The sequence below is a fragment of the Amycolatopsis mediterranei genome (genome assembly GCF_026017845.1).
Lineage (GTDB): Bacteria > Actinomycetota > Actinomycetes > Mycobacteriales > Pseudonocardiaceae > Amycolatopsis > Amycolatopsis mediterranei.
This window is the reverse complement of sequence record NZ_CP100416.1, coordinates 8,360,865-8,381,885: the sequence shown is the minus strand read 5'-3', so window position 1 is coordinate 8,381,885 and position 21,021 is coordinate 8,360,865. Positions and strand designations below refer to the sequence as shown.

At 69.9% G+C, this 21,021-nt stretch carries 23 protein-coding genes; 18 read left to right on the top strand and 5 right to left on the bottom strand.

What is annotated here, in order from left to right; translation table 11 throughout:
• The 9 genes from ISP_RS37725 (at position 1) to ISP_RS37685 (ending at position 9,304) form a co-directional block, all read left to right on the top strand.
• Entirely contained in the window at positions 1–855 is an 855-nt protein-coding gene (locus ISP_RS37725) for a replication-relaxation family protein (protein WP_230468526.1), read from the top strand.
• A complete protein-coding gene (locus ISP_RS37720) occupies positions 852–1,964 on the top strand; it encodes a ParB/RepB/Spo0J family partition protein (RefSeq protein ID WP_013229052.1) in 1,113 nt (370 codons plus the stop codon). The genes ISP_RS37725 and ISP_RS37720 overlap by 4 nt, the downstream gene beginning before the upstream one ends.
• Complete coding sequence (locus ISP_RS37715; RefSeq protein WP_013229051.1) at positions 1,961–3,052, top strand: DUF4417 domain-containing protein; 1,092 nt, start codon at positions 1,961–1,963, stop codon at positions 3,050–3,052. Before ISP_RS37720 ends, ISP_RS37715 begins: the two co-directional genes overlap by 4 nt.
• Positions 3,052–3,357: a hypothetical protein gene (locus ISP_RS37710; RefSeq protein ID WP_230468978.1), complete on the top strand. Its 306-nt coding sequence runs from the start codon at positions 3,052–3,054 to the stop codon at positions 3,355–3,357. Before ISP_RS37715 ends, ISP_RS37710 begins: the two co-directional genes overlap by 1 nt.
• Positions 3,358–3,459: 102 nt before the next feature.
• A complete protein-coding gene (locus tag ISP_RS37705; RefSeq protein ID WP_013229049.1) occupies positions 3,460–5,787 on the top strand; it encodes a hypothetical protein in 2,328 nt (775 codons plus the stop codon).
• Positions 5,787–7,766, top strand: coding sequence for a hypothetical protein (locus ISP_RS37700; RefSeq protein ID WP_013229048.1), 1,980 nt, complete (start codon positions 5,787–5,789; stop codon positions 7,764–7,766). The genes ISP_RS37705 and ISP_RS37700 overlap by 1 nt, the downstream gene beginning before the upstream one ends.
• Positions 7,754–8,200 (top strand): hypothetical protein, encoded by a 447-nt coding sequence (locus ISP_RS37695; RefSeq protein WP_013229047.1) that lies wholly within the window; start codon positions 7,754–7,756, stop codon positions 8,198–8,200. Before ISP_RS37700 ends, ISP_RS37695 begins: the two co-directional genes overlap by 13 nt.
• Before the next feature lie 430 nt (positions 8,201–8,630).
• A complete protein-coding gene (locus ISP_RS37690) occupies positions 8,631–8,864 on the top strand; it encodes a hypothetical protein (RefSeq protein WP_013229046.1) in 234 nt (77 codons plus the stop codon).
• Positions 8,861–9,304: a hypothetical protein gene (locus ISP_RS37685; RefSeq protein ID WP_013229045.1), complete on the top strand. Its 444-nt coding sequence runs from the start codon at positions 8,861–8,863 to the stop codon at positions 9,302–9,304. Before ISP_RS37690 ends, ISP_RS37685 begins: the two co-directional genes overlap by 4 nt.
• Here the strand turns inward: ISP_RS37685 and ISP_RS37680 are convergent.
• The gene (locus ISP_RS37680) at positions 9,275–9,568 is read right to left on the bottom strand and encodes a hypothetical protein (RefSeq protein ID WP_071831690.1); all 294 of its coding nucleotides are present in this window, start codon (positions 9,566–9,568) and stop codon (positions 9,275–9,277) included. The genes ISP_RS37685 and ISP_RS37680 overlap by 30 nt on opposite strands.
• A 207-nt stretch (positions 9,569–9,775) precedes the next feature.
• On the bottom strand, positions 9,776–10,639 hold the full coding sequence (locus tag ISP_RS37675; protein WP_013229044.1) for a hypothetical protein: 864 nt from the start codon (positions 10,637–10,639) through the stop codon (positions 9,776–9,778).
• A 95-nt stretch (positions 10,640–10,734) separates the two neighbouring features.
• Between ISP_RS37675 and ISP_RS37670 the strand changes: the two genes are divergently transcribed.
• A complete protein-coding gene (locus tag ISP_RS37670; RefSeq protein WP_014467594.1) occupies positions 10,735–11,595 on the top strand; it encodes an N-6 DNA methylase in 861 nt (286 codons plus the stop codon).
• A 40-nt stretch (positions 11,596–11,635) separates the two neighbouring features.
• On the top strand, positions 11,636–11,917 hold the full coding sequence (locus ISP_RS37665; protein WP_013229042.1) for a hypothetical protein: 282 nt from the start codon (positions 11,636–11,638) through the stop codon (positions 11,915–11,917).
• A 34-nt stretch (positions 11,918–11,951) separates the two neighbouring features.
• Here ISP_RS37665 and ISP_RS37660 read toward each other — a convergent pair whose 3' ends face one another.
• From ISP_RS37660 to ISP_RS37650, 3 genes are read right to left on the bottom strand one after another with little or no spacing between them, the layout of a single operon-like run.
• Positions 11,952–12,812, bottom strand: coding sequence for a 3-hydroxyacyl-CoA dehydrogenase family protein (locus tag ISP_RS37660; RefSeq protein WP_013229041.1), 861 nt, complete (start codon positions 12,810–12,812; stop codon positions 11,952–11,954).
• A complete protein-coding gene (locus ISP_RS37655; RefSeq protein ID WP_013229040.1) occupies positions 12,809–13,441 on the bottom strand; it encodes a fumarate hydratase C-terminal domain-containing protein in 633 nt (210 codons plus the stop codon). Before ISP_RS37655 ends, ISP_RS37660 begins: the two co-directional genes overlap by 4 nt.
• 13 nt (positions 13,442–13,454) lie before the next feature.
• Entirely contained in the window at positions 13,455–14,324 is an 870-nt protein-coding gene (locus ISP_RS37650; RefSeq protein ID WP_014467593.1) for a fumarate hydratase, read from the bottom strand.
• Between the two features lie 147 nt (positions 14,325–14,471).
• Between ISP_RS37650 and ISP_RS37645 the strand changes: the two genes are divergently transcribed.
• From ISP_RS37645 to gshB, 7 genes are all read left to right on the top strand, one after another.
• A complete protein-coding gene (locus ISP_RS37645; RefSeq protein WP_230468977.1) occupies positions 14,472–15,782 on the top strand; it encodes an MFS transporter in 1,311 nt (436 codons plus the stop codon).
• Positions 15,783–15,838: 56 nt separating this feature from the next.
• Positions 15,839–16,576 carry a GntR family transcriptional regulator gene (locus tag ISP_RS37640; protein ID WP_014467592.1) on the top strand — a complete coding sequence of 246 codons (738 nt, stop codon included), beginning with the start codon at positions 15,839–15,841 and terminating at the stop codon, positions 16,574–16,576.
• An 82-nt stretch (positions 16,577–16,658) separates the two neighbouring features.
• On the top strand, positions 16,659–17,306 hold the full coding sequence (locus ISP_RS37635) for a glutathione S-transferase (RefSeq protein ID WP_013229036.1): 648 nt from the start codon (positions 16,659–16,661) through the stop codon (positions 17,304–17,306).
• Positions 17,303–18,484 (top strand): CaiB/BaiF CoA transferase family protein, encoded by a 1,182-nt coding sequence (locus ISP_RS37630; protein ID WP_013229035.1) that lies wholly within the window; start codon positions 17,303–17,305, stop codon positions 18,482–18,484. The genes ISP_RS37635 and ISP_RS37630 overlap by 4 nt, the downstream gene beginning before the upstream one ends.
• 52 nt (positions 18,485–18,536) lie before the next feature.
• Positions 18,537–19,172, top strand: a complete 636-nt coding sequence (locus ISP_RS37625; RefSeq protein WP_013229034.1) for a carboxymuconolactone decarboxylase family protein — start codon at positions 18,537–18,539, stop codon at positions 19,170–19,172.
• 3 nt (positions 19,173–19,175) lie between these two features.
• Positions 19,176–20,078 carry an amidohydrolase family protein gene (locus ISP_RS37620; protein WP_013229033.1) on the top strand — a complete coding sequence of 301 codons (903 nt, stop codon included), beginning with the start codon at positions 19,176–19,178 and terminating at the stop codon, positions 20,076–20,078.
• Positions 20,075–21,010: a glutathione synthase gene (gene gshB, locus ISP_RS37615; protein WP_013229032.1), complete on the top strand. Its 936-nt coding sequence runs from the start codon at positions 20,075–20,077 to the stop codon at positions 21,008–21,010. Before ISP_RS37620 ends, gshB begins: the two co-directional genes overlap by 4 nt.
• The last annotated feature ends 11 nt before the right edge of the window (positions 21,011–21,021 follow it).

The following is a 21,021-nucleotide window of genomic DNA, read 5'->3' as shown; positions in this document are numbered from 1 at the left end:
GTGGACGTCTTCCAACGCGAGGCCCTGATCGTTTTGTACTGGCACCGGCTGGTGTCCACTGAGCAAGTCCGGCGGCTGGTGGCTCCGGCGCTGTCCCCGGTCACCGTCCGCGCGAAGCTCGCCGACCTGCGCCATGCCGGCCTGGCCGACCGGATCACTCGGGAACACCGGCCCCGCACCTGGCACGTCACCCCAGCCGGTGCCGAGGCCGTCGAGGCAGCCGGCACGGTGGATGCCCGGGCTTACCGGCTGCCGGGCACTGCGGTCGCGCACTTGCTGCAGGAGCACACCCTCGACGTCGTCGAGACCGGCCTCGTGTTCGTCGAGACAGCTCGGGAGCGCGGCGATGAGTGCGGGCCGCTGTCCTGGACGCCGGAGGTCGCGCACCAGTTCCGTGACCGGGCGGGAGACCGCCGCGGGGTGGTGATCGCCGACGCTGTCCTGCACTACGTGTTCGAGGAGGCCGGGCGCCGGACGCAGCGGACGCTGTTCGTCGAGCTGGACCGCGCGACGATGCCGGTCGCTCGCCTGGCCCGCAAGCTCGTCGGCTACATCCGCTACCACGACCACGCACCAGCCGGCTCGAGCCAGCGGCTGGCCTGGCGGGAGCGGTATCCCCGGTTCCCCCGAGTCCTGATCGTCCTGTCCGGAGCCGAGCCGCCGGTGCTCGAGCGCCGGCTCGCCGACTTGCGTGCCCACGCCCAGGCCATGCCCGTGGTGAGCACGGCCGGAGGCCGGGTCGACATGGTCGTGACGACCTTGCCTCGGCTCCGAGAGCACGGCCCGGTGAAGCCAGTGGCGATGCCGCTGCTCGGCGACCCGCGATGGGTGACCGTCTTCGGCAGGCTGTCATGACCGAGGCGCCGACGGAGGTCGTGGCGCAGTTCGGGCTGTCACCGCGGCTGCGGCAACGCCGGTTCGCGCTGCTGCCGCTGCGCGGCGAGGGCACGCCGTTCACCGACCTGCAGGGCCGGCTGCCCGGCGACGCCACCACGCCGGCGGACCTCGCGGACCTGATCTCCTCGATCGCCAACGTCGGCGTGCTGCAACCGGTGCTGGTCGAAGAGGTCGACGCCGGTGACGGCTCGCATCCGAGGATGAAGCTGGCCGCAGGGGAGCGGCGGCTGCGCGCTTGCCGCTGGGGCGCGGTGAACCGGCCGGACAACCCGCACTTCGCCGCGCTGCCCGCGGTGGTGTGCCCGGGTCCGCTGTCGGATGAGGAGCGGCGGATCTGGCAGCTGGTGGAGAACCTCGCCCGCGAGAGCCTGCGGCCCGGCGAGCTCGCCGCCGCGCTGGTGCTCGACCGCTGCGCCGTCCTGCTGGGCAAGCTCCTCGCCGGCGGCCACGCCGTCCCGGTCGAGGTCTACGCGATCGACAATCCGATCGCCCGATTCGCCGCGATGGAACGGATCCGCGGGACCGACAAACGCTGCGCCGCGCCCTGGGCGGAGGTCCTGACCCGGCTCGGCCTCCAGCTGAGCCCGCGCAAGGCCCGCGAGCTGGTACGGGCCTTCGCCGAGATGCCGCGCGAGGTCGCCGAGGAGATGGACGAGGCCAAGGTGTCCCTGCACACCCGCATCCGGTTCGTCGAGCTGCGCCGCGGCCGGGAGCAAGCCGCCGCCGACATCTGGGCCGCGGTGAAGAACACCGGCCGCACCCGCCTGCTGCCTTCCGCCATCGCTGCCGCCAGCGCCGACGACGAGCTGAGCGCGGAGCAAGCCCTGGTCGAAGCCGAGCGAATCCAGGAGCAAGCCGACACCGCCCGCGCCGACAAGCTCCGCGCCAAGCCCGAAGCGCAGGTCGCCGGTGTTGACGCCCGGCTCGTCGAGCGTGCCCTCGCGGCCCTGCGCCAGCTGCTTCTCGCGCTCGTTCAGGGTGCCGAGCTGGGGGAGCACGACCGCGGCTCGGTCGCGCTGCTGCTGGATCAACTTCTCGACGTCATCCACAAAGGAGCAGCCGCATGAGCACCTTCCTCGGCATGCCCACCGCCCCAGCCGCGCGGTGCGACTGCCGCCGCTGCCCCTGGTACACCGACGCCGAGCCTGCAGTCGCGATCGCGCCGCTGTGCTCCGGCTGCAACTCCGACTGCGCCTACTGCGGCTGCGCCCGCACCGACTGCCGGGCATGCCCGATCCGCTGCGGCTCCCGCACAGACATCGACGCCTGGATGCGCGACGTCGGCGGCACGCTCGAGTTTGACGACCTCACCGTCACCACCCCGCTGCCGGCCACGATGCCGGCGTTCGTGCCGCAGGTCGACGGCTCCAGCGTCGCCGAGCTCGACGCGGTCGTGCGGTGGCCGGCGTACGCAGTGGGGCTGCGGCGGGTGTTTTCTCCCCGTACCCACACGCTCTACCCGCGGTGGAGCGACGGCCGGACCGCCGCCGAGATCCTCGAAGTACCGCAGGGCACCTTGACTGTCCTGAGTGGATATGGCGAAGACCCGCTCGTCGAAGCGTTCTGGACCGCCCGGCACCACGACGACCTCATCACCCGGATCGCGGCGCTGCGGTTCGGTCTGGTGCTGGCGCCGAACTATTCGATCTACGGCAACTGGCCTCGCGCCGAGCACTTGATCAACATGCGCCGCTCACTGATCATCGCCGCCGAGTTCGCCGCCGCCGGAATCCCGACCGTGCCGAACCTGTACTGGTACCGGCTCGAAGACCTGCGCCGCCTGACCGACTGGGTCCTTGAGACCGGGCCGGCGGCGGTCGCGGTCAACGTCCAGACCGTGCGGGAAAACACCAACTGGCAAAACTGGACGTTGCCGGGCCTGCACTGGCTGGCTGAGAACCTCCCGCCGACGCTGGTCGTGATCTTGACCGGGTTGTCGCGGCAGGACCGGATCGAGACCGCGCTCGAGCTGTTCGGCGACCGTCTCGTCGTGATCAGCCAGAACCCCGCGCAATACGCCCTGCACGGCGCCGTGATGACCGGGACCGGTCGCCAAGACGTCCATGCCCGCGTCCCCGACGCCTTCGCGCGCTCAGTCCGGTTCATGGCCTCCCTGCTGCCGCACGGCAGCGTCACCACCAGGACAGCTGCGTGATGGCGCGGCAGGTCTGGGTTCTGCTGGGCTGGTCATCGAAGCACGGGGTGGCGAGCACGCCGGTCGGTGTCCTCGGCCTTGACGTGTCCGAGGTGTTCGTCGAGTGGGTCCCGCGCGAGCACGTCACCGGCCGGGTTTGGCGCGAGCGGCTGATCGGCGCATGCCCCGCCGAGGTCGCGGAGGAGATCGCCGGGTGGGCTGAGACGCCGATCGCGCCGGCGGTGCCAGTGGAACCGCTGCTAGACGGTGTGCTCGCGGATGTGGTGCGTGCGCAGTTGGACGACGTTCTCGGATCGGCACGCTGACCGGCGGCGGGTATGGGAACGAACGCGAAAGCTGGCCACGCCGCGTACGCCGTCGCACCCGCCGGTGCGTCCGGCGAGGCGCCTGAATCGGCGGATGACGCCGTGCTTCAGCACCTCGCCGCGGTCTGCGCCCACATCGAAGAACCCGCAAACGCCGCGGAGGAGAACCTCGCGTTCGTCGCGGGCATCGTGGCCGGCGGTGTCGACCCCGAGGACCCGCACGGCCCGCCGGCGATCGACCTGCCTGAGGACCCGATCGAGGCCTATGGCGTGTTCTCTGCCGCCGTCGCCACCGCGCTCGCCGCCGAGAGCCAGCTCTCCGACACCGCGGCCGGCCCGTACCAGCAGCAGCTGCAGGCGCTCACGGCCGAGTACCTGGCAGGCCTCACACCCGAGGATCTCGAGGCGGCCGCCGCGGCGGCCGGGTTCGAGAATCCGGAGCTGGTCGGGTTCACGGGGCACGCGCCGCACCCGCTGGCGGTGTGGCTGGACCCGTCCGTGCCGGCCGACGCCGAAGTGAAGAAGAAGATCCAGGCCCTCGCGCAGGCTCGTCACGACGCCTTGTGCGCCGGGCAGGAGATCAACGGCAAGGCGCTCGGGCAGTGGGACCTCGCGGCGACCTCGTCCGCGCTGCCGGAGGGGTTCGACAGCTGGCTGGCGGCCGAGGCCGACCTCGCCGAAGTGCAGTACGACTTCGACACCGCCGCGACCGTGGTCGCCCACTTCGGTGCGGACGCGAAGCCCGAGCAGATCGCGCAGCTGCTCCGGCTGGAAAACCGCATCGCCACCGCGCAGAACTTCGAACCGGGCGTCGACTACGGAACTGCGACCGCGGCGGCTCGCCACCACGTCGACGAACTGCTCGGCGCCGTTACGGCGGCCCAGCTGAGCGCCGCGGTGGAAGCGGCGAAGCACCAGGGACAGGTCACCGACGCGCAGCTGCAGACGCTCGATGCGCACCACGTCCTGCAGCTCGTGCGGGCGTCGACGCCCGCCGCTGAACGCCAGGACATCGCCGACACCGTCGCCGAACGAACGGCGCTCCTGACCAACTCCGCCACCTGCGCCACCAACGTCAGCGCCGCGCTCGAGGCCGGCCCGATCGACGCGGCGAACGCCGGAGCCCTGGTTCAGCAGCTGCGGGCGATCGCCGAAGTCCACACGGCAGCCGCGACGTGGGACACCTTCAGCGCGGCTCCGCTGAACCAAGCGGTGATGCAGGCCGGCCAGACGAAGGTGCTGGCCTGGGCCGACGAGCTGAAGGTCGGCGCTCTGCGGAAGTTCATCAGCGACACGGGCATCGCGACCGCAGCGCAAGCCTCCACGGCGACCAAGTCCCAGCTCGGCAAGCTCCTGCACGGCCACCTGAACAGCTCAAGCGCAGTCGTCACCGCCGTCAAGAACGAGCTACCGCCGCCGAAAGCGGCGGCCAAGCCCGCCCAAGCGCCGTCTCCGAAGCCGGCGGAAGCGACTCAGAGCACCAAGCCGAGCAGCCGGTTCGGGATACAGCACGCCCAGCTCGTCGCCGCCCTGCAGCAAGCTCAAGCCGCCCACGCCGCCGTCCCGAAGCCGATGGACGCGGCCGCGGTCGCGGCGTGGGACTTCGGACCGGGAACGCCGGCGAACCTCGGCGGCACGCACCCCAAAACCCTCCACACCGGACCCGACGGCACCACGTGGATCGCGAAACGCGAAGGAAAACCGCACGCCGGCGCCATCACGCACACCGAGGCGGCCGCCTCGCGTCTCGTCGCGCGAGCTGGACTCCCCGTCGTACCGGTCTACGCCACGAAGGTCGACGGCCACCCCGTGAGCGTCCAGCCGTTGCTGGCCGGCGCGAAACCGATTTCGGGCAGCGCGTCGAGCTGGTCTCAGGCCGATGTCGACGAGATCGTCCGGCTGCACGTCACCAGCTGGGCTCTGAGTAACCACGACCCCCACCGCGACAACGTCCTACGCACCAGCACCGGCGGCCTCGTCCCCATCGACCAGGGCCAGTCCTTCAAGAACTTCGGCACCGACAAGCTCAAGCTCGGCTACCGGCCCAGCACCACAACTGTCTACCACCAGGTCTACGACGCGCACCTCGCCGGCCAACTCGGCACAGGCGTGCAGGTCAACCCGGCGGCGGCGCACTCGGTCATCCGCCGGCTGGAAGCCGTCCCCGACGCCGAATGGCGCGCCACGCTCCACACCGTCGCCCACGCCGGCGCCAGCCAGAACCTCACTTGGGTCGCGCCGATGCGGGCCCGCGCGGCGAAGACCCACGGCATCGCCGAATCCGCCGTGACCACCAACCAGATCGCTGAGACCTTCCTCGACTACGCCGTCGAACGCAAGCAGAACCTGCGGCGGGACTTCGTCGAGTTCTTCACCGGCGACCTGAAGATCGCCTCCGCCGCGGCCCTGGCGCACCTCGGCAAAGGCTGATGGGCACCAACGCCAAGACCACGCACACCCCGAACGCCATCGCGCCCGCCGGCAGCAGCGAGCAGGGCGACGTCGACGGGCCGATCCAGACCGACGTCGACGTCGGCGAACTGCCGCTGCCGGTCGTTGACGAGCCGGTGCCGCTCGAACCGGGGCAGCTTCCGGTGACGCCGATTCCGCTGACGCCGGATGTCGGGCACGCCTACGGTGAACCTGTCCTTGTGGGCGGATCGGACCTGTTGGCCTCGACGGCCACGCTGGTCAGCTACGTCAGCGATCAGGGCCCTCGCACCGTGCTGCACGCCCGTGTCAACGAAGACGCCGAGGCCAAGCTGCTGGAAGCACTCAACATCAGCCCGGAGATGGTTCCGACGCAGGTTGAGCAGCAGGTCACCGGTCGGCTGCCGATCGACGAGCAGCACAACGTCGCTGAGAAGATCATCACGGCGGCCAAGAGCGTCAACCACCACATCGCCAACGGCACCCTCACCGCCGGAGGCGCGACCCCGGGGACGACCGCAGTGAAGATCGACGCCGCCGAGATGGCCATCGAAGGACTCGCCGACGACCTCGGCGATGCATCGCCGGTCGAGCAGGCGATGCTCGACCACTACGTCGCCCAATTCCAGGCCGTGCAACACGCCATCTCCGCCGGCACGCCGGTCGACCACGTCACGCCGTTCCTGCACGACGGCACCGCGATGGTCACCGTCATGGTCCCGGCCCTGCCCTCCGAGGCATTCGGCGGCGCCGCGGTCGCGGCACTGCGCGACGCAACGCGGATCAAGCCCACACTGGACGCCCACACCGGACAGGCCAGCTGGGGCGGCGCCCGTACCACCAGCGTCCTCGGCAAGGAGTACGCCATCGACCTCGGTGACGGCTACCAAGCCGTCTACCGTCCCTACAGCCTCAACGATCCGGCGACGACCGAGTACAGCCTGCGCGGCCGCCTCGAGGTCATCGCGCCCGCAGGGGAGGGCCGTGTGCCCGACGTCGTCCGCCGGCTCGGCCAGCTGAACCTCGCCAACCGGCCCATGACGCGCGATGAAGGCGAGTACAGCTATCTCGCCGCCAACGTCATCGCGCAAAGTCTGGGCGAGCGTGCGGAGGTCGCGGCCGCGCAGGTCACCGGGGACCACATTGAGGACATGGTTCGGCAGGAGATCTTCCACGAACGCGCCCACCAGGCGGTCGGCATGAGCGACCTGCAGCTGGCCACGTTCGCCAAGGACATCCAGCTCGAAGCCCACACCCGCGCACTGCCGGCGAAGGTCCAGGTCCTCCGCGACGCGGTCGCCAAGGCCACCGGCTTCACCGACGGCGCCGCGCTCGCGTCGAGCCCTGGCTACGACCCGGCACCCCGGCGCTCAGCAGGCTGGCTCGCCTGGACACGCTTCGACGTCGGCAACACCGCCGACAAGCTCAAAGCGACGGTCGCCGGACGATCACTGACGCACTCGACATCCTTCGCCGGGCTGAAAGCGATGCTGGCCACCGGCGTCCTGGCCTCCACCGAACGCCGCGCGACAATGGGAACCAGCACAGGTATCGGCAAGAGCGAAGACGCGGACAAGCTCACCGGCGGCGCGAGCTCGGTGTTCCTACGGGTTCGCCAGAGCTCATCGCTCACGGACGAGCCTGCCTTGGTCTGGGACCAACCGGACCGGCTGCTCGCCCGTGCCGACTACTACGGCGCGAACGCCGACACTTTCGGTGTGATCAACCCGGCCAAGGCCGGCCAGTACGCCAAGGCGCCGCTGACCCGGGATCCGTTCAAGATCGCAACGTTTAGCAACGCCAGCAACGAGGTCATGTTCGCCGACGGGATCGACCTGCTCGGCGCCGAAGGCCCGAGCCGCATCCTGTGCAAGAACACCGCGCAACGCGACGAGATCAAGGCGCTCCTGCACGGCAAGAGCGTCGCCAGCATCGCCGGAAAGCCGATCGAGGAGGTCGTCACACTATGCAGCACCTGACCGATGACGCGTTCTGGCCCAGACTCGGCGAGTTGCTTCTCGGCCGCGGCCAAGACGTCGGTGACGACCTGCCGGGAGCCGAACTGGTCGTGTTCGAGGGGGGAGTCGAGGTTTTTCGCGCTGCGCTCGCGCGGCATGCCCGACATGACCGTGACGACCGTGCGGTCATTTGGATCCGCCCGCTCGTCGCGCCTGCGGGCTCGCACGGCGGGCTGCTGGTCTTTGACCCGGCGGTCGTGCGCCGCCGCGCGCTTCACGTCGCCGACGCTCGGATCGACGAGGGCGGTCTGGCGCTCGATCTGGTCAGCGGCCAGCATGCGCGGATCGAACCCGCACGCGACGCCCGACTCGCTCGGCTGCAGGACTTCGACACCTGGATGACCACGCTCGCCCTCGAGCAGCGCATCGAAATCGAGGGGCTCGAGCACGACTGAATTTCCGGCGCGACGACGTCGACGTGTCTTCACCGAACGAGGCGGTGAGGCCACATGCGCGAAGTCACGCCGACACCCAGGGCTGTCGAATGGGTTACCCATCACGGCGAGGCCCGCGGCCATTTGCTAATCCGGGCGGGAACTCTCGGCGAGATCATCCGGCGCGCTCAGGCCACGCCGGGTACCGGGCAGGCGCGACTGAAGATCCACCCCGGTTGGTGGCGCACCGAGCGCTGCCGATGCCGGCAGACGCTCGCCAGTTCCAACCACCCGGCTTGGCACTACCGCCCGGCAGCGGCGACGGATGACGGTGCGTGGAGAGGTGCTGAAGTCCGGCTGGTCCTCTCGTGCCCCGGACGAGCCTGAATCAGTGGGCCTCGACGACAGCCCTGTCTTCGTCGCATCGACGGTTCGCTAGTGGGAGGCAAGCATGGACGAATACACCGAGGACGATCTCGGCAACGCCGCCGCTCGCGCGGCCCAAAGTTACGACCTCGACCAGGACGAGGCACGCAACCTGGTCGAGCTGGTCGCCGGAGCGCTCGGCGACGGCGGCGACGCGATCGACGACGCCGTCTGGGACGTGCAGGACCGCGACGCGCGCATCGACGGCCAGGACTTCGTCGAAGACGTCGCGACGAACCTTGGCTACGACTTTCCATGACCACCGGCCTGGATGGCGGCGCTGAAAATTACCTGGTGCTGCAACGGAAGGGGCAGCTGTTCCCCGCGGTCACCCTCGCCGCCTACCGGCTGCATCGCCTCGCGGTCTGGCGTGGCCGGACGCCGATCGATCCGCATCCGGCGTTCGACGTGCTGGAGGACGCGGTGGTTCAGGCCACGTTCTTCGGTGACGACGACCTCAACGCCATGCTCGAAAGCCTGCTCGCCGCGGCGCGCTCCTTCGTGGACAGCGTCCGGATGATCCAGGACTCCAGCCGGCCAGGTTTCGGTGGCAACGTGCAGGAGCCTCACCGTGGTGACGATGCCGACGTCCGGCAGAAGCTCCAGAGCACGATCGAGAGTTTCGTGACCGTCGCGCGCGCCGATCTGTGCATCGAGGGGTCTTGGCGATCAGCGTTCGGTGATTCGCCAGCGACGTGACGAAGGATCCCACGTCGCTTCCGCGTAGAGCCGGTTGAGGTCCGGGAAGCCGGTGTCGGTGGTGAGGTCGAAGATCAGGCAGTCCTGCAAGCCGGACCAGTACCCGTCCCAACGGTCTCCTCCGCACCGGTGTGCGGCGTTGCAGCTGTTTCGCTGAAGGCCCGTTTTCAGGCAGCGGGCGACGTCGCACATCCGATCGTGCTTCCTGCCGACAGCGGCATTGCAGCTGGGGCACGTATCGCTGAAGTAGGCTTCCATGCTCATTGTGGATTCCCTCGTCAATCGCGAGGGCGGTCGAGCGGAGTATCGACAAGGTTGACCTTCTTGGAGATCTGGACCGGCGCGTCGGCCGGGCCACGCCAGTGCCCGGCCACGGGCGTGAGTTTTCGCAGCTGTCGACCGGGTCCGTAAGCCTGCCGACGGAAGAACGGAGCGACCGGGAACCGCACGCTCACGGTGCGACCCGAAGGCTCACCCCGACGCGCGGACTTCGAGGACGTCCGATGCCGCACCGATACGACGCGAACCGGTGACGTCGTGTGCCCCGCACGTTCGGCCCGGACGCGCTGGGTGCGGGGCAGGTGTTCCTCCGCCGTGTCGGTCAACGTGTTGGGACAGCAGAAGACCCAACCCGCATGGACAGTCTGTAGCCAGGTGCTCGTCGTTTCGGCGGCCGCGATCTTGCTGGGGTCGATCGATCGGACGCGCGGCAACGCCGTGTCGATCGTCGGCGCGCTCGCGCCCCACGGCATGTAGATCTCGTTGTCCCACGTCAGCTCGGCATGCTGACGCCGCGCCGAGAACTTCTGCCTCGCGCTCGGTGGCGCCGGCTTCGCGGGCAAGCCTCTTGACCGCCGCGAAGTCCGTGACACTCCAGAAGCTCAACCACAGCCCGCCGGTCTCGCTGGTCAGCAGTTCGGTTCCGCCCCACGACACCCCGACGATGTCGATCCGCTTGCCGTCCGTGGCCCGAATGTACTCGGCGATCGGCTCGGCGAACAGCATGAAGCCGGTCCGCGCGGGAAGGTCGTGCGGCTGGATCTCCCACTTGTCCTGGAGGCTCGGCGCCGCTTGGCGGACGAGTTTCGTGATGTCGGCGGTCACGTAGAACAGTTGCGCGTCGCGGAGCCGCTGGTACTCATCGGCCAGCAGGAGCACTGCTCCGGTTTCCGGGCCGACGTCCGGCCGGAGGGTGCCGCGCCCCTGTCGCAGCGCTTCGGTGGTGAATAGGTACGCGTACTCGGTTTGCAGGTAGTCGGCGAGGTGCTCGCGCAGAGCGGGCAGCTCCCGCGGCGCGGGTGGCTGCCACCGGACCGGCTCGGGCTTCAGCGTCATCGCATCTCCATGGAAAACCTTGTGTACTGAGTGCTCATGATTTACGGTAAGCAAACGTCGAGTACTAAGTCAACAAGGATTTCTTGGAGGACGCGATGAACCACCGAGCCGGCGCGGCCGGGCCGGGGAACCCGATCAACGCCGAGTGCCATGCCCTGAAGATCGCCGTCGAGGTGGCTCAGGCCTGGCACAAAGGTGGCGGCCCCGACCGGCCGGAAGTGCCGTTGGGGGTCGTCGCCACGCTGGCGCTCGCCAGCCTGGCCACGCACCGGAAAGCTGAGGTCGCGGAGTGGGTCCGAGGCCGGTCCGCGGCCGAGTTCCTCGGCTTTGCCCGCTGGGTGTGGCGGGCGGTGCTGGTGCAGCGACCGGACGTTCTGCGCCTGGCCGCCCCGATCGTGGGCTGGCTCGACGGGACGGACGAGCAGCTGGCCGACCGCATCAAACGCACCGCCGACGCCGCCCTCGCGGCAGGACAACTCGAACTGACCAGTGGCGACCGCCGGTTCGATGCCGACCTGCTCGGTCCGGTTCTCGGCGCGCTGCGGTCTCCGGCGGCCACGAAGGTCGACGCCCAGATGTACACCCCAGGAGACGTCGCCCTCGCTCTGACCTCGGTCATGCTCGGTGACGTCAAGCCGGGCCAGGCCTTCGTCGACGACACGATCGGCACCGGCGGGCTCTTCCGCGCGGCCGCGCAGGTGATCCGCCACCGCGGCCTGGCTCCCGCAGCCATTGCCTGGTACGGCGCCGACGTCGACGAGCTCGCGATCGCCGCCGCCGCGGTCAACAGCGTGATCTGGCAGCTCGGCCCGAACGTCATCCTCTACGTCGGCGACCCGCTGGCCGAACCGGACTGGTCGGCCGCGGCTGCCCAGCAGAAGGTGCAGTTCCACCGGGAAGTTCACGCCTTGCGGGGCGTGCTGGCGGCGCTGGACCTGGAGAACACGCCGAGGTAAGTGCCCAGGTCATGCCCGGGATCCCTGCTAGGTTCGCCGGGTGGGCGACGGCCAGCGCAAGATCACCGACGGTCCTCCGGCGAACCCGGAAACGACCTACCGCTACGTCGACATGGTCGAAATCGCCGGCTGGTTCGGAATCACCCACCGCGCGGTCGCCAACTGGCGCACCCGCTACGCCGACACCCACCCCTTCCCCGAGCCCGACGTCATCATCGGCCGCACCCCAGGGTGGGCCCGGGAACGCAAGCCCGAGATCGAGACGTGGGCGGCCGGCCGCCCCGGCCCGGGAGCCGGAGGCGGGCGGCCACGGAAGTTGTGATCACATACTCCGAGATGAGCAAGGCCGGGAATCCTCAGGACCAGTCGTGGAATCCGCGACCGGTCTTGCGGCCGAGCTCTCCGCGCGCGACCTTGTCTCGCAGCAGTCGTGGTGGGGCGAACCGTTCACCCAGAGTTGTGTGCAAGTGCTCCGCGATGGCGAGCCGGACGTCGAGCCCGACCAGGTCGGTGGACCGTAGTGGTCCCATGGGGTGGCGGTAGCCGAGTTCCATGGCGTTGTCGATGGCGTCGGCGTCGGCGACTCCGTCTTCGAGCATTCGGATGGCTTCCAGTCCCAGCAACACACCGAGGCGGCTGGTCGCGAAGCCTGGTGAGTCCCGCACGACGATGTCGCTCTTTCCGAGCGCACGCACCCAGCCGCGAACCCGATGGGTCACCGCGTTCGCCGTTTCCGAGGTCTTGATCACCTCGACCAGCTGTGACGCCGGGACCGGGTTGAAGAAGTGCATGCCGAGGAAGCGTTCGGGCCGCTTCAGCGCCGAACCGAGTTCCGAGATCGACAGGGAGCTGGTGTTCGTGGCCAGCACCGTCGACGCTGAAACGGTCTTCTCGGCTTCGGTGAGCACCGCGATCTTGAGGTCGGCGCGTTCCGGGATGGCCTCCACGACGAGGTCCACGTCGGATGGGAGCGCGCCGGCGTCGCTCACGGCGGTGAGCCGCCCCAGGACCTCCTCAGGGTGACTGTTGAGCGTGCCACGCCCGGCGGACTTCGTGAGTCCGTCGGCGACGCGCTGCCTGGCCGCGGCGGCGACGTCCGGGTCGCGCTCGACGAGGTGCACTCGCGAGCCGAGGGTGGCGAAGACCTGCGCGATGCCCGCGCCCATCCGCCCGCCGCCGATCACGCCCACCGCGGCCGGTGCCGGTCCGGTCGTCACGACGTACTCCTTCCCGTGGCCCGCTCGCGGGACAGCTTTTCGAGGATCGCCGGGAGCCGCGCGCCGGCGCGTTCCCGCAGGTTCCGGTAGATGCTCTCGCCATGTGCGTCGATGCCGACGGTCAGCGGCCCGAGCCGCTCGACCTCGACCTGGACGAGCCGGTAGTGCGAGACCATCTCCGTCCAGAAGACACCGGTGACCCGCCTGATCGCTTCCGACAGCAGGGTGCAACCGCCGCCGAGGAAGGACAGGTAAACGCATCCCGTGTCGCGCATAGCGGCCACGGACTCGTCACCGAGCCCGCCTTTGCCGCCGGCGAAGCGGATGCCGAGCCCGCGGATCAGCTCGGGCATCTCCGCGTCGAACCGGGTGCTCGTCGTGGGATTCAGGTACAGGAGCCGGTGCTCGTCGCCGACCTGCTCGCTTTGGCTGCCCACGTGGAACAGGGCCTTGCCGTGGAGGTCCAGCGGCGGCTCGATTCCGTGGCGCAGCTGCGACAGCAGCCGGCGATAGGTCGGCAGGCCTGCCGAAATCACGATTTCGCCCGTGAGTGTGACGAGGTCGCCCGCGCGCAGGCTGCGCACGCGGTCCTCGTCGGCGGGCAGTTCGATGTTCAGTGTCTCGACCATCGGTTCCCGGTCCTCATTCCGTTTCGCTGACGGTTCCGTCGTCGCTGATCCGCACGCGCGTCCTGCGGTCGATCCAGCAGTTGAAGCACACGGCGACCGGGGTGAACCCGTGGCCGGCGGCGTAGTCGACGTGCACCGCCATCGCGGTCGTCGCGCCTCCGGTGCCCATCGGGCCGAAGCCCGTCTCGTTCACCGCGGCGAGCAGCCGCCGTTCCATGTCGGCGACGACCGGATCAGGGTGGCTCTGCCCCATTGGCCGCACGACCGACTCCTTCGCCAGCTTCGTGGCGTAGTCGAAGGTGCCGCCGATACCCACCCCGACCACAAGGGGCGGGCACGCCTGGGACCCGGCCCGGAGGACGACCTTCAGGACGTATTCCTCGATCTCGGCGAGCGACGGGAAGGTGAAGATCTCCAGCGCCGCCCATCGTCCCGAGCCGAGCGCCTTGGGTGAGCAGATGATCTCCACGTAGTCGGCACCGTCGAGCACGTCGAAGGTGACGATCGGCATGTCCTTGCCGGCGTAGCCGCGTTCGTTCGTGAGGGGATTGGTGACGTGCTTGAGCAGTGGCGGGTCGGAGGTGGCCACAACCTCGGCGAAACCGTCGCGGATCGCTCGCTTGACGTCCCCGTCGAACGTGACCTTCGTGCCGATGCGCACGATGTAGGTGGGGACGCCGGAGTCGGAACAGAGGAAGTGCCCGCGTTCCTCGGCGGCGCGGGCATTAGCCACCATCAGGTCGAGCGTGGTCCGCGCGACCCCGTCGGTCTCCCGCGCCTGCGCCGCGGCGAGGGCCTTCTTCGCGTCGGCCGGTACCGCTCGCAGCGAGCGCAGGTACATGCGCGAGGTCACGCTCTTGAGTAGCTGGTAGCTGATCGGCAAGGTACCTCCGTAGGGTCAAACGCAGTAACAAGCAAAAAACTATGTCATTGACTTTACGCAGGTCAAGTCCTAGCGTCCACGTCGAAACCGGACGGCGTGCGCTCGGCGCCGCCGCAGGAACTCAACGACGAGGAGGTTCCGGTGACGATGGACACGACGCCGGCGTCCGTGGCCGGTGGGCTGGAAGAGCAGCGGCGGGACGCCGTCTACCGCACGATCAAGTGGCGGATCCTGCCGTTGCTCGTGGTGTGTTACGTGGTCGCTTTCGTCGACCGGTCGAACATCGGCTTCGCGAAGCTCGAGTTCGCGGGCCCGCTAGGGTTCTCCGACGCGGTGTTCGGGCTCGGGGCGTCGCTTTTCTACCTGGGCTACGTGCTGTTCGAGGTGCCGAGCAACCTGATGCTCCACAAGGTCGGTGCTCGCAAGACGCTCCTGCGGATCATGATCCCGTGGGGGCTCGCGTCGGCGGCGGCCGCCTTCATGGTGGCGCCGTGGCACTTCTACACGCTGCGGCTGCTGCTCGGCGTCTTCGAGGCCGGCTTCTTCCCCGGCGTGCTGCTGTACCTGTCCTACTGGATCCCGTCCGCACGGCGGGCGAGTGTGATGGCGATCTTCCTGGCCTCGATGGGGATCTCCGGCGTCGTCGGTGGCCCGATGTCCGGCGGCATCATGCACGCCCTCGACGGGGCGTGGGGCCTGGACGGCTGGCAGTGGCTGTTCGTCGTGGAGGGCCTTCCCGCCTGCGTCCTGGGCGTCGTGGCGTTCTTCGTGCTGAGTGACCGGCCCGAGTCGGCGCGCTGGTTGACGCCGGCGGAGCGCGCCTTCGTGGCGGGGGAGCTGGAGCGCGACCGGCCCCGGGGCGAGAAGGTTCCGCACTCCTACGCCGCCGCCTTGCGCGACCGCCGGTTCTGGGGCCTGGCCGCGCTCGGATTCGGCATCATGACCAGCACGAGCGGCCTGTTCCTGTGGCTGCCGACGATCCTGAAGGGTGCGGGCACACTCAGCGTGGCGCAGATCGGCGTGGTGAGTGCCGTTCCGTTCCTGGCGGCGGTCGTCGTGCAGTACCTCAACGCCCGCCACTCCGACCGGACCCAGGAGCGGCGCCGGCACGCCGGAAGCTTCGCCCTCGTCGGGGCCGCGGGCTGGCTGCTGCTCCCGGTGGCCGCACACCAGACGTGGCTCGCGCTCGCCGTCCTGACCGTGATCGCGGTGGGAACGATGGGGGCGATGGGGCCGTTCTGGAGCATGCCGTCGGCCATGCTCGCCGGCACCGCGGCCGCGGGCGGGATCGCCACCATCACCGCCTTCGCCGGCATCGGGAACCTGATCACCCCCGCCGTCACCGGCTGGCTGAGCAGCACGACCGGCACCCAGGTGTACAACCAGCTGCTCTACGGCGCGGTCCTCGGGATCGGAGCCCTGGTGATGTTCCTGCTGGTCCGCCCGGCGCGCCGATGACCCGCCCGGACTCGCGGCCGGCCCGCCGGGCCGGCCGGCCTGCCACAATGGCGGACATGGCGCTCAACCCGCACGGCAACAGCAGCGCAGGCGTGTCCCGCTACAACCAGCTGGCCACGATCTTCCGCCGCCGCATCGAATCCGGTCACTGGACCGTGGGCAAGCGCATTCCCACCGTTGTCGAGCTCGCCGAAGAGTGGAAGGTCGCGCCGGCGACCGTCCGCCAGGCCCTCGGGATGCTGGAGGAAGCCGGGTTGATCGAGCGGTTCCGCGCCAAAGGCACGTTCGTGACCCGCCGGCCGCAGCAGGACCTGTGGTGCGAGGTTCCCACCGACTGGAACGGCCTGCTGCTGTCCCCGCCGGGAGTCGACGTCGAACTGCTCTCGACAGAGGCCGGTGTCCAGCCGCCGCACGTCGAGCACGTCGGCGGAACGCTCGCGCCGTCCTACCGGCATTGGCGACGGCGTCACTCACGCGACGGACGCCGGTACTACCTTGGCGACGCCTACGTCGAGGAGCGCTGGGCCGCCCGCATCACCGACGAGCAGCTGGCCGAGAACACCACGCTGCGGATCCTTAAGGAAATGCCGGGCCTGCACCTGGCCACGGTCCACCAGACCCTCACGATCGTGACGGCCGACGTGGAGCTCAGCAGCGACCTCGACGTGCCGCTCAACTCACCGATCGCGCGGGTCTCGCGAACCGCGGTCGACGCCGACGGTGTGGTCGTGTTCGTGGGCGACGGCATGTACCGCGGCGACGTCGTCCGCCTGGACATCTCCGTCAGCGCCTGAAACCTCCTCGGGTTGCGGTTGTCATGGATCTTCGTCTACCTTAAAAGTCATAAAGCTATGTTATTTGTTTAGGAGCCTGCTGGTGCGACTGTTCTGGTCCCCGAAGTCACCGTTCGTCCGCAAGGTCATGGTCGTGCTGCACGAAACCGGCCAGGTCGACGAGGTGGAGACGGTACGCACTCCGGTGCAGATGTCCGAACCCAATCCCGAGGTCCTGCGAGCCAACCCGCTCAACAAGATCCCCACCCTGCTGCTCGACGACGGGCGGATCCTGTTCGACTCGCGGGTGATCTGCGAGTACCTCGCGCGCCGCGCCGGCACCGAGGCGATCTACCCCCGGGACGCCGACGCCTACTTCCGCGCGACCACCCTGCAGGCTCTCGGCGACGGCCTGCTCGACCTGCTGCTCATCTGGCGGAACTGGCACCGGGACCGCGGACTCGCCCACGACGCGGCCGACCCCTACCTCGACGCGTTCGGGCTCAAGGTCACGACCACGCTCGACCACCTCGAGTCCCTCGCCGGTGAGCTCGGTGAGCGGTTCGACATCGGCCGGGTGTCGATCGCGATCGCGCTGGCGCACCTGGACTTCCGGTGGCCGGTCCTGGACTGGCGCGCCGGGCGGCCGAACCTCGCCGCCTGGCACGCCGAGGTGTCGGCCCGCCCGTCGATGCGGGCCACGGAGATCGTCGACGACGCCGCCGCGGTCCCCGGCGGGACCGCGTCATGACGGGGCCGCTCACGCACGTGCGCGTGCTCGACCTCAGCCGGATCATGGCCGGCCCGTGGGCCGGGCAGGTGCTGGCCGATCTCGGCGCGGACGTGATCAAGGTCGAACGGCCCGGCACCGGCGACGACACCCGCTCGTGGGGGCCGCCGTTCCTCGGCTCGGAGTCCGGATACTTCCTGTCCGCCAACCGCGGCAAGCGCTCGGTCACCGCGGACATCGCCACGATCGAGGGCCGCGACCTGGTCCGCCGGCTCGCAGCCACCAGCGACATCGTGCTCGAGAACTTCAAGGCCGGCACCCTGGACCGGTACGGGCTCGGCTACGAAGATCTGCGCGCGGTCAAACCCGACATCGTCTACTGCTCGATCACCGGCTTCGGCCAGGACGGCCCTCGCCGCGACCAGGCCGCCTACGACTTCATGATCCAGGCCATGGGCGGGCTGATGAGCGTCACGGGCGAGCCCGACGACCGGCCGGGAGGCGGTCCGCAGAAGGTCGGCGTGCCGATCGTGGACCTGTTCACCGGGATGTACGCCGCGACGGGGGTGCTCGCCGCGCTCGCCCACCGCGACCGCACCGGCGAGGGCGACCACATCGACCTCGCGATGCTGGACGTCCAGGTCGGTGTTCTCGCGAACCAGGCGATGAACCACCTGATCTCCGGCGAAGTTCCGGTCCGCCGCGGCAACCGCCACCCGAACATCCAGCCTCAGGACGTCTACCCGTGCCGCGACGGCCATCTCGTCGTCGCGGTCGGCAACGACGCCCAGTTCACCCGGTTCTGCGAGGCACTCGGCTTCCCCGAACTCGCGGCCGATCCGGACTACGCCACCAACGAGGCTCGCGTGCGCAACGTCGAGGCACTCACGTCCCGGATCCGGCGGACGCTGGCCGGCGGCGAGCTCTCGCACTGGCTGCGCGAACTCGGCGTTCGGTCGGTCCCCTGCGGGCCGATCAACACGGTGCCGATGGCACTGGCCGACGAGCAGGTGCGGCACCGGGGGATGGTGCGGCAGCTGCCGCATCCCGCGGAAGGCGCCGTTCCGCAGGTGGTCAGCCCGCTCCGCTTCCGCAACGCGGCACTGGACTTCGCCGCGGCCCCGCCACTGCTGGGCCAGCACGACGACGAGATCGCCCGTGAGCTCGGCGCCGAGGCCGTATCCGGCCACAACCCCTGACCCACCGGACGGGCCGCCCGCGTGGCGGCGAGTGAGAACCAGGAGAGTCTTCGTGCCTCGCATCCCCCTGTTCGACCCCGAGGTGATGACCCCGGAGCAGGAACGGGTCTATCGCCAGATCGTGGACGGACCCCGCGCCCGCCTGGTCGGACCGCTGCGGGCGTCGCTGCACCGTCCCGACCTGGCTGACCGCTGGCAGCGGTTCGGCGAGATCCTCAGGTACGACACCAGCCTGCCCGACCGGCTCAACGAGCTGGCGATCCTCGTCGTGGCCCGCCGGTGGACCGCCCAGCTCGAATGGTCCATCCACGTGCGGGCGGCGCTCGACGCCGGCCTCGCGCCGGACGTCGTCGATGCCCTGCGGGACGGGGTGGCCCCGGTCTTCGCCGACCAGGACGCCTACGACGTCTACGAGTTCGCGCGCACGCTACAGGAGACCGGAGATGTCGCCGACGAGGTCTACCACCGGATCTGGCGGCGCTGGGGCACCGTCGGGATCGTCGAGCTGTCCTCCGTGGTCGGCTACTACACGCTGGTCGCCATGACCCTGAACGTCCACCGCATCCCCTTGCCGGGCGGCGAAGCCCCGCCACTGCCCACAGTGGACGGTCCGCCGGGGCTCCTGACCCTGCCGGAGGCCGAACTCGCCGCCGGGGCTCCCCGGGCGGCAGCGCGGACGGCGGGCTGATCCATGGCCGCTCACCCCGACGGCGCCGAGATGGTCCGGCCACGGATGCCGGTCCGCGCGGCACGCGCTTTCCCCGCCGGTGCGTGGGACTGCCATGCCCACGTCTTCGGGCCGTTCGACCGCTTTCCGGCCGGTCCCTCCACCTACGCCCTGCCGGACGCGCCGCCCGGCACCTACCTCGACATGCTCGATCGCACCGGCGTTACCTGCGGGATGCTCGTGCAGCCCGCGCCCTACGGCACCGATTCAGGCGCGCTGGAGAATGCGGTCGCGGCCTCCGGCGGTCGCGCCGTGGGGGTCGCCACGGCGTCCGCGGACTGCCCGGCAGGCGAGCTCGAGCGACTGCGCCGGGCCGGCGTCCTGGGCCTGCGGTTCAACGAGCGCATCGCCCCGGCCACCGGCGCCCGGTTCCCCGGCGCGATCGGCACCGAGGCGTTCCGGACGCTGGCCCCCGTCATGCGAGAACTCGGTCTGCACGCGCAACTCTGGGCCGGTCTCGACGACTGCGTCCGGCTCGTCGACGAGTTCGCCGGCACCGGGGTCCCCATCGTGCTGGACCACCTGAGCCAGCCGGACGTCGCCGCGGGCCCGGACGCCCCGGGCTTTCGCGCCCTGCTCGACCGCGTTCGCGACGGCGCCGCGTGGGTGAAACTCACCCTGTGCCGGGTGGGTGATCCCCTTCAGGGCTACGCCGACGCCCGCCCGTTCCACGACGCACTCGTCGAGACCGCCGCATCGCGCCTGCTCTGGGGTTCGGACTGGCCCTTCGTGCGGCTGGGGGAGTCCGCACCGGACGTCGCAGACCTCGCCGACACCTTCTGCGATTGGGTCGACGACGCCGCCCTACGCCGGCGAATCCTCGTCGAGAACCCGCCGAGGCTGCTCGGAATCAAGGACGCGTCGTGAAGCTCCTCTTCGTCGTCGACCCGATCGGTGGGCTCGATCCCGGCCACGACTCCTCGGTTGCGCTTATGCGGGCCGCCGTCGCGCGCGAGCACGAGGTCCTGACGACGGAAATGCGGCACCTGTCCGTGCGTGACAGCCACGTTCTGGCCTGGGCGGCCGCGCCGGAACTCCAGCCCACCGCACACGGGCGGATCACCGCCGGACCGGGTGCGATCGTCGACCTCGACGATGTGGACCTCGTCCTCGTCCGCACCGATCCGCCGGTGAACGACGACTACCTGCGCGCCACCTACCTCCTGGACGTGGCGGTGCGCCGAGGTACCGCGGTCACCAATCATCCCGAAGCACTGCGCAACACCAACGAAAAGCTCTTCGCGCTGCGTTTCCCCGAGCTGATCCCGGAGACCGTGGTGAGCGCCTCGGCCGTCGAGCTGACCGGCGCGGTCGAACGGTGGGGGCGTGCCGTCCTCAAGCCCACGGACGCCATGGGCGGGCGAGGCGTCCTGCTGCTGGAGCGTGGCCACCCGAACCTCGCCGCGTTGATCGAGACGGGGACCGCGCGAGGCAGCCGGCATGTCATCGTGCAGCGCTTCGTCGACGACGGCACGGGCAGCGACCGGAGGATCCTGGCCGTCGACGGCGAGCCGGTCGCCGCACTGCGGCGCACCGCGCAAGCGCCGGACTTTCGGTGCAACATGGCGGTCGGTGCCTCGGCCGCCGCGGCCCCGCTCACCGCGCGCGACCGCGAGATCTGCGTTGCCCTGCAAACGGAACTCCTCGCGCGGGGCATCGCGTTCGCCGGCGTCGACGTCATCGGCGATCGGCTCATCGAGGTCAACGTCACCAGCCCGACGGGGTTGCGGGAGGCTGACGACGGCTCGGGCGCCGTGGCCGACGACGTCCTGCGGAGGCTGCTCGCCCGCCTGAAGTGAACCGGTCCGTC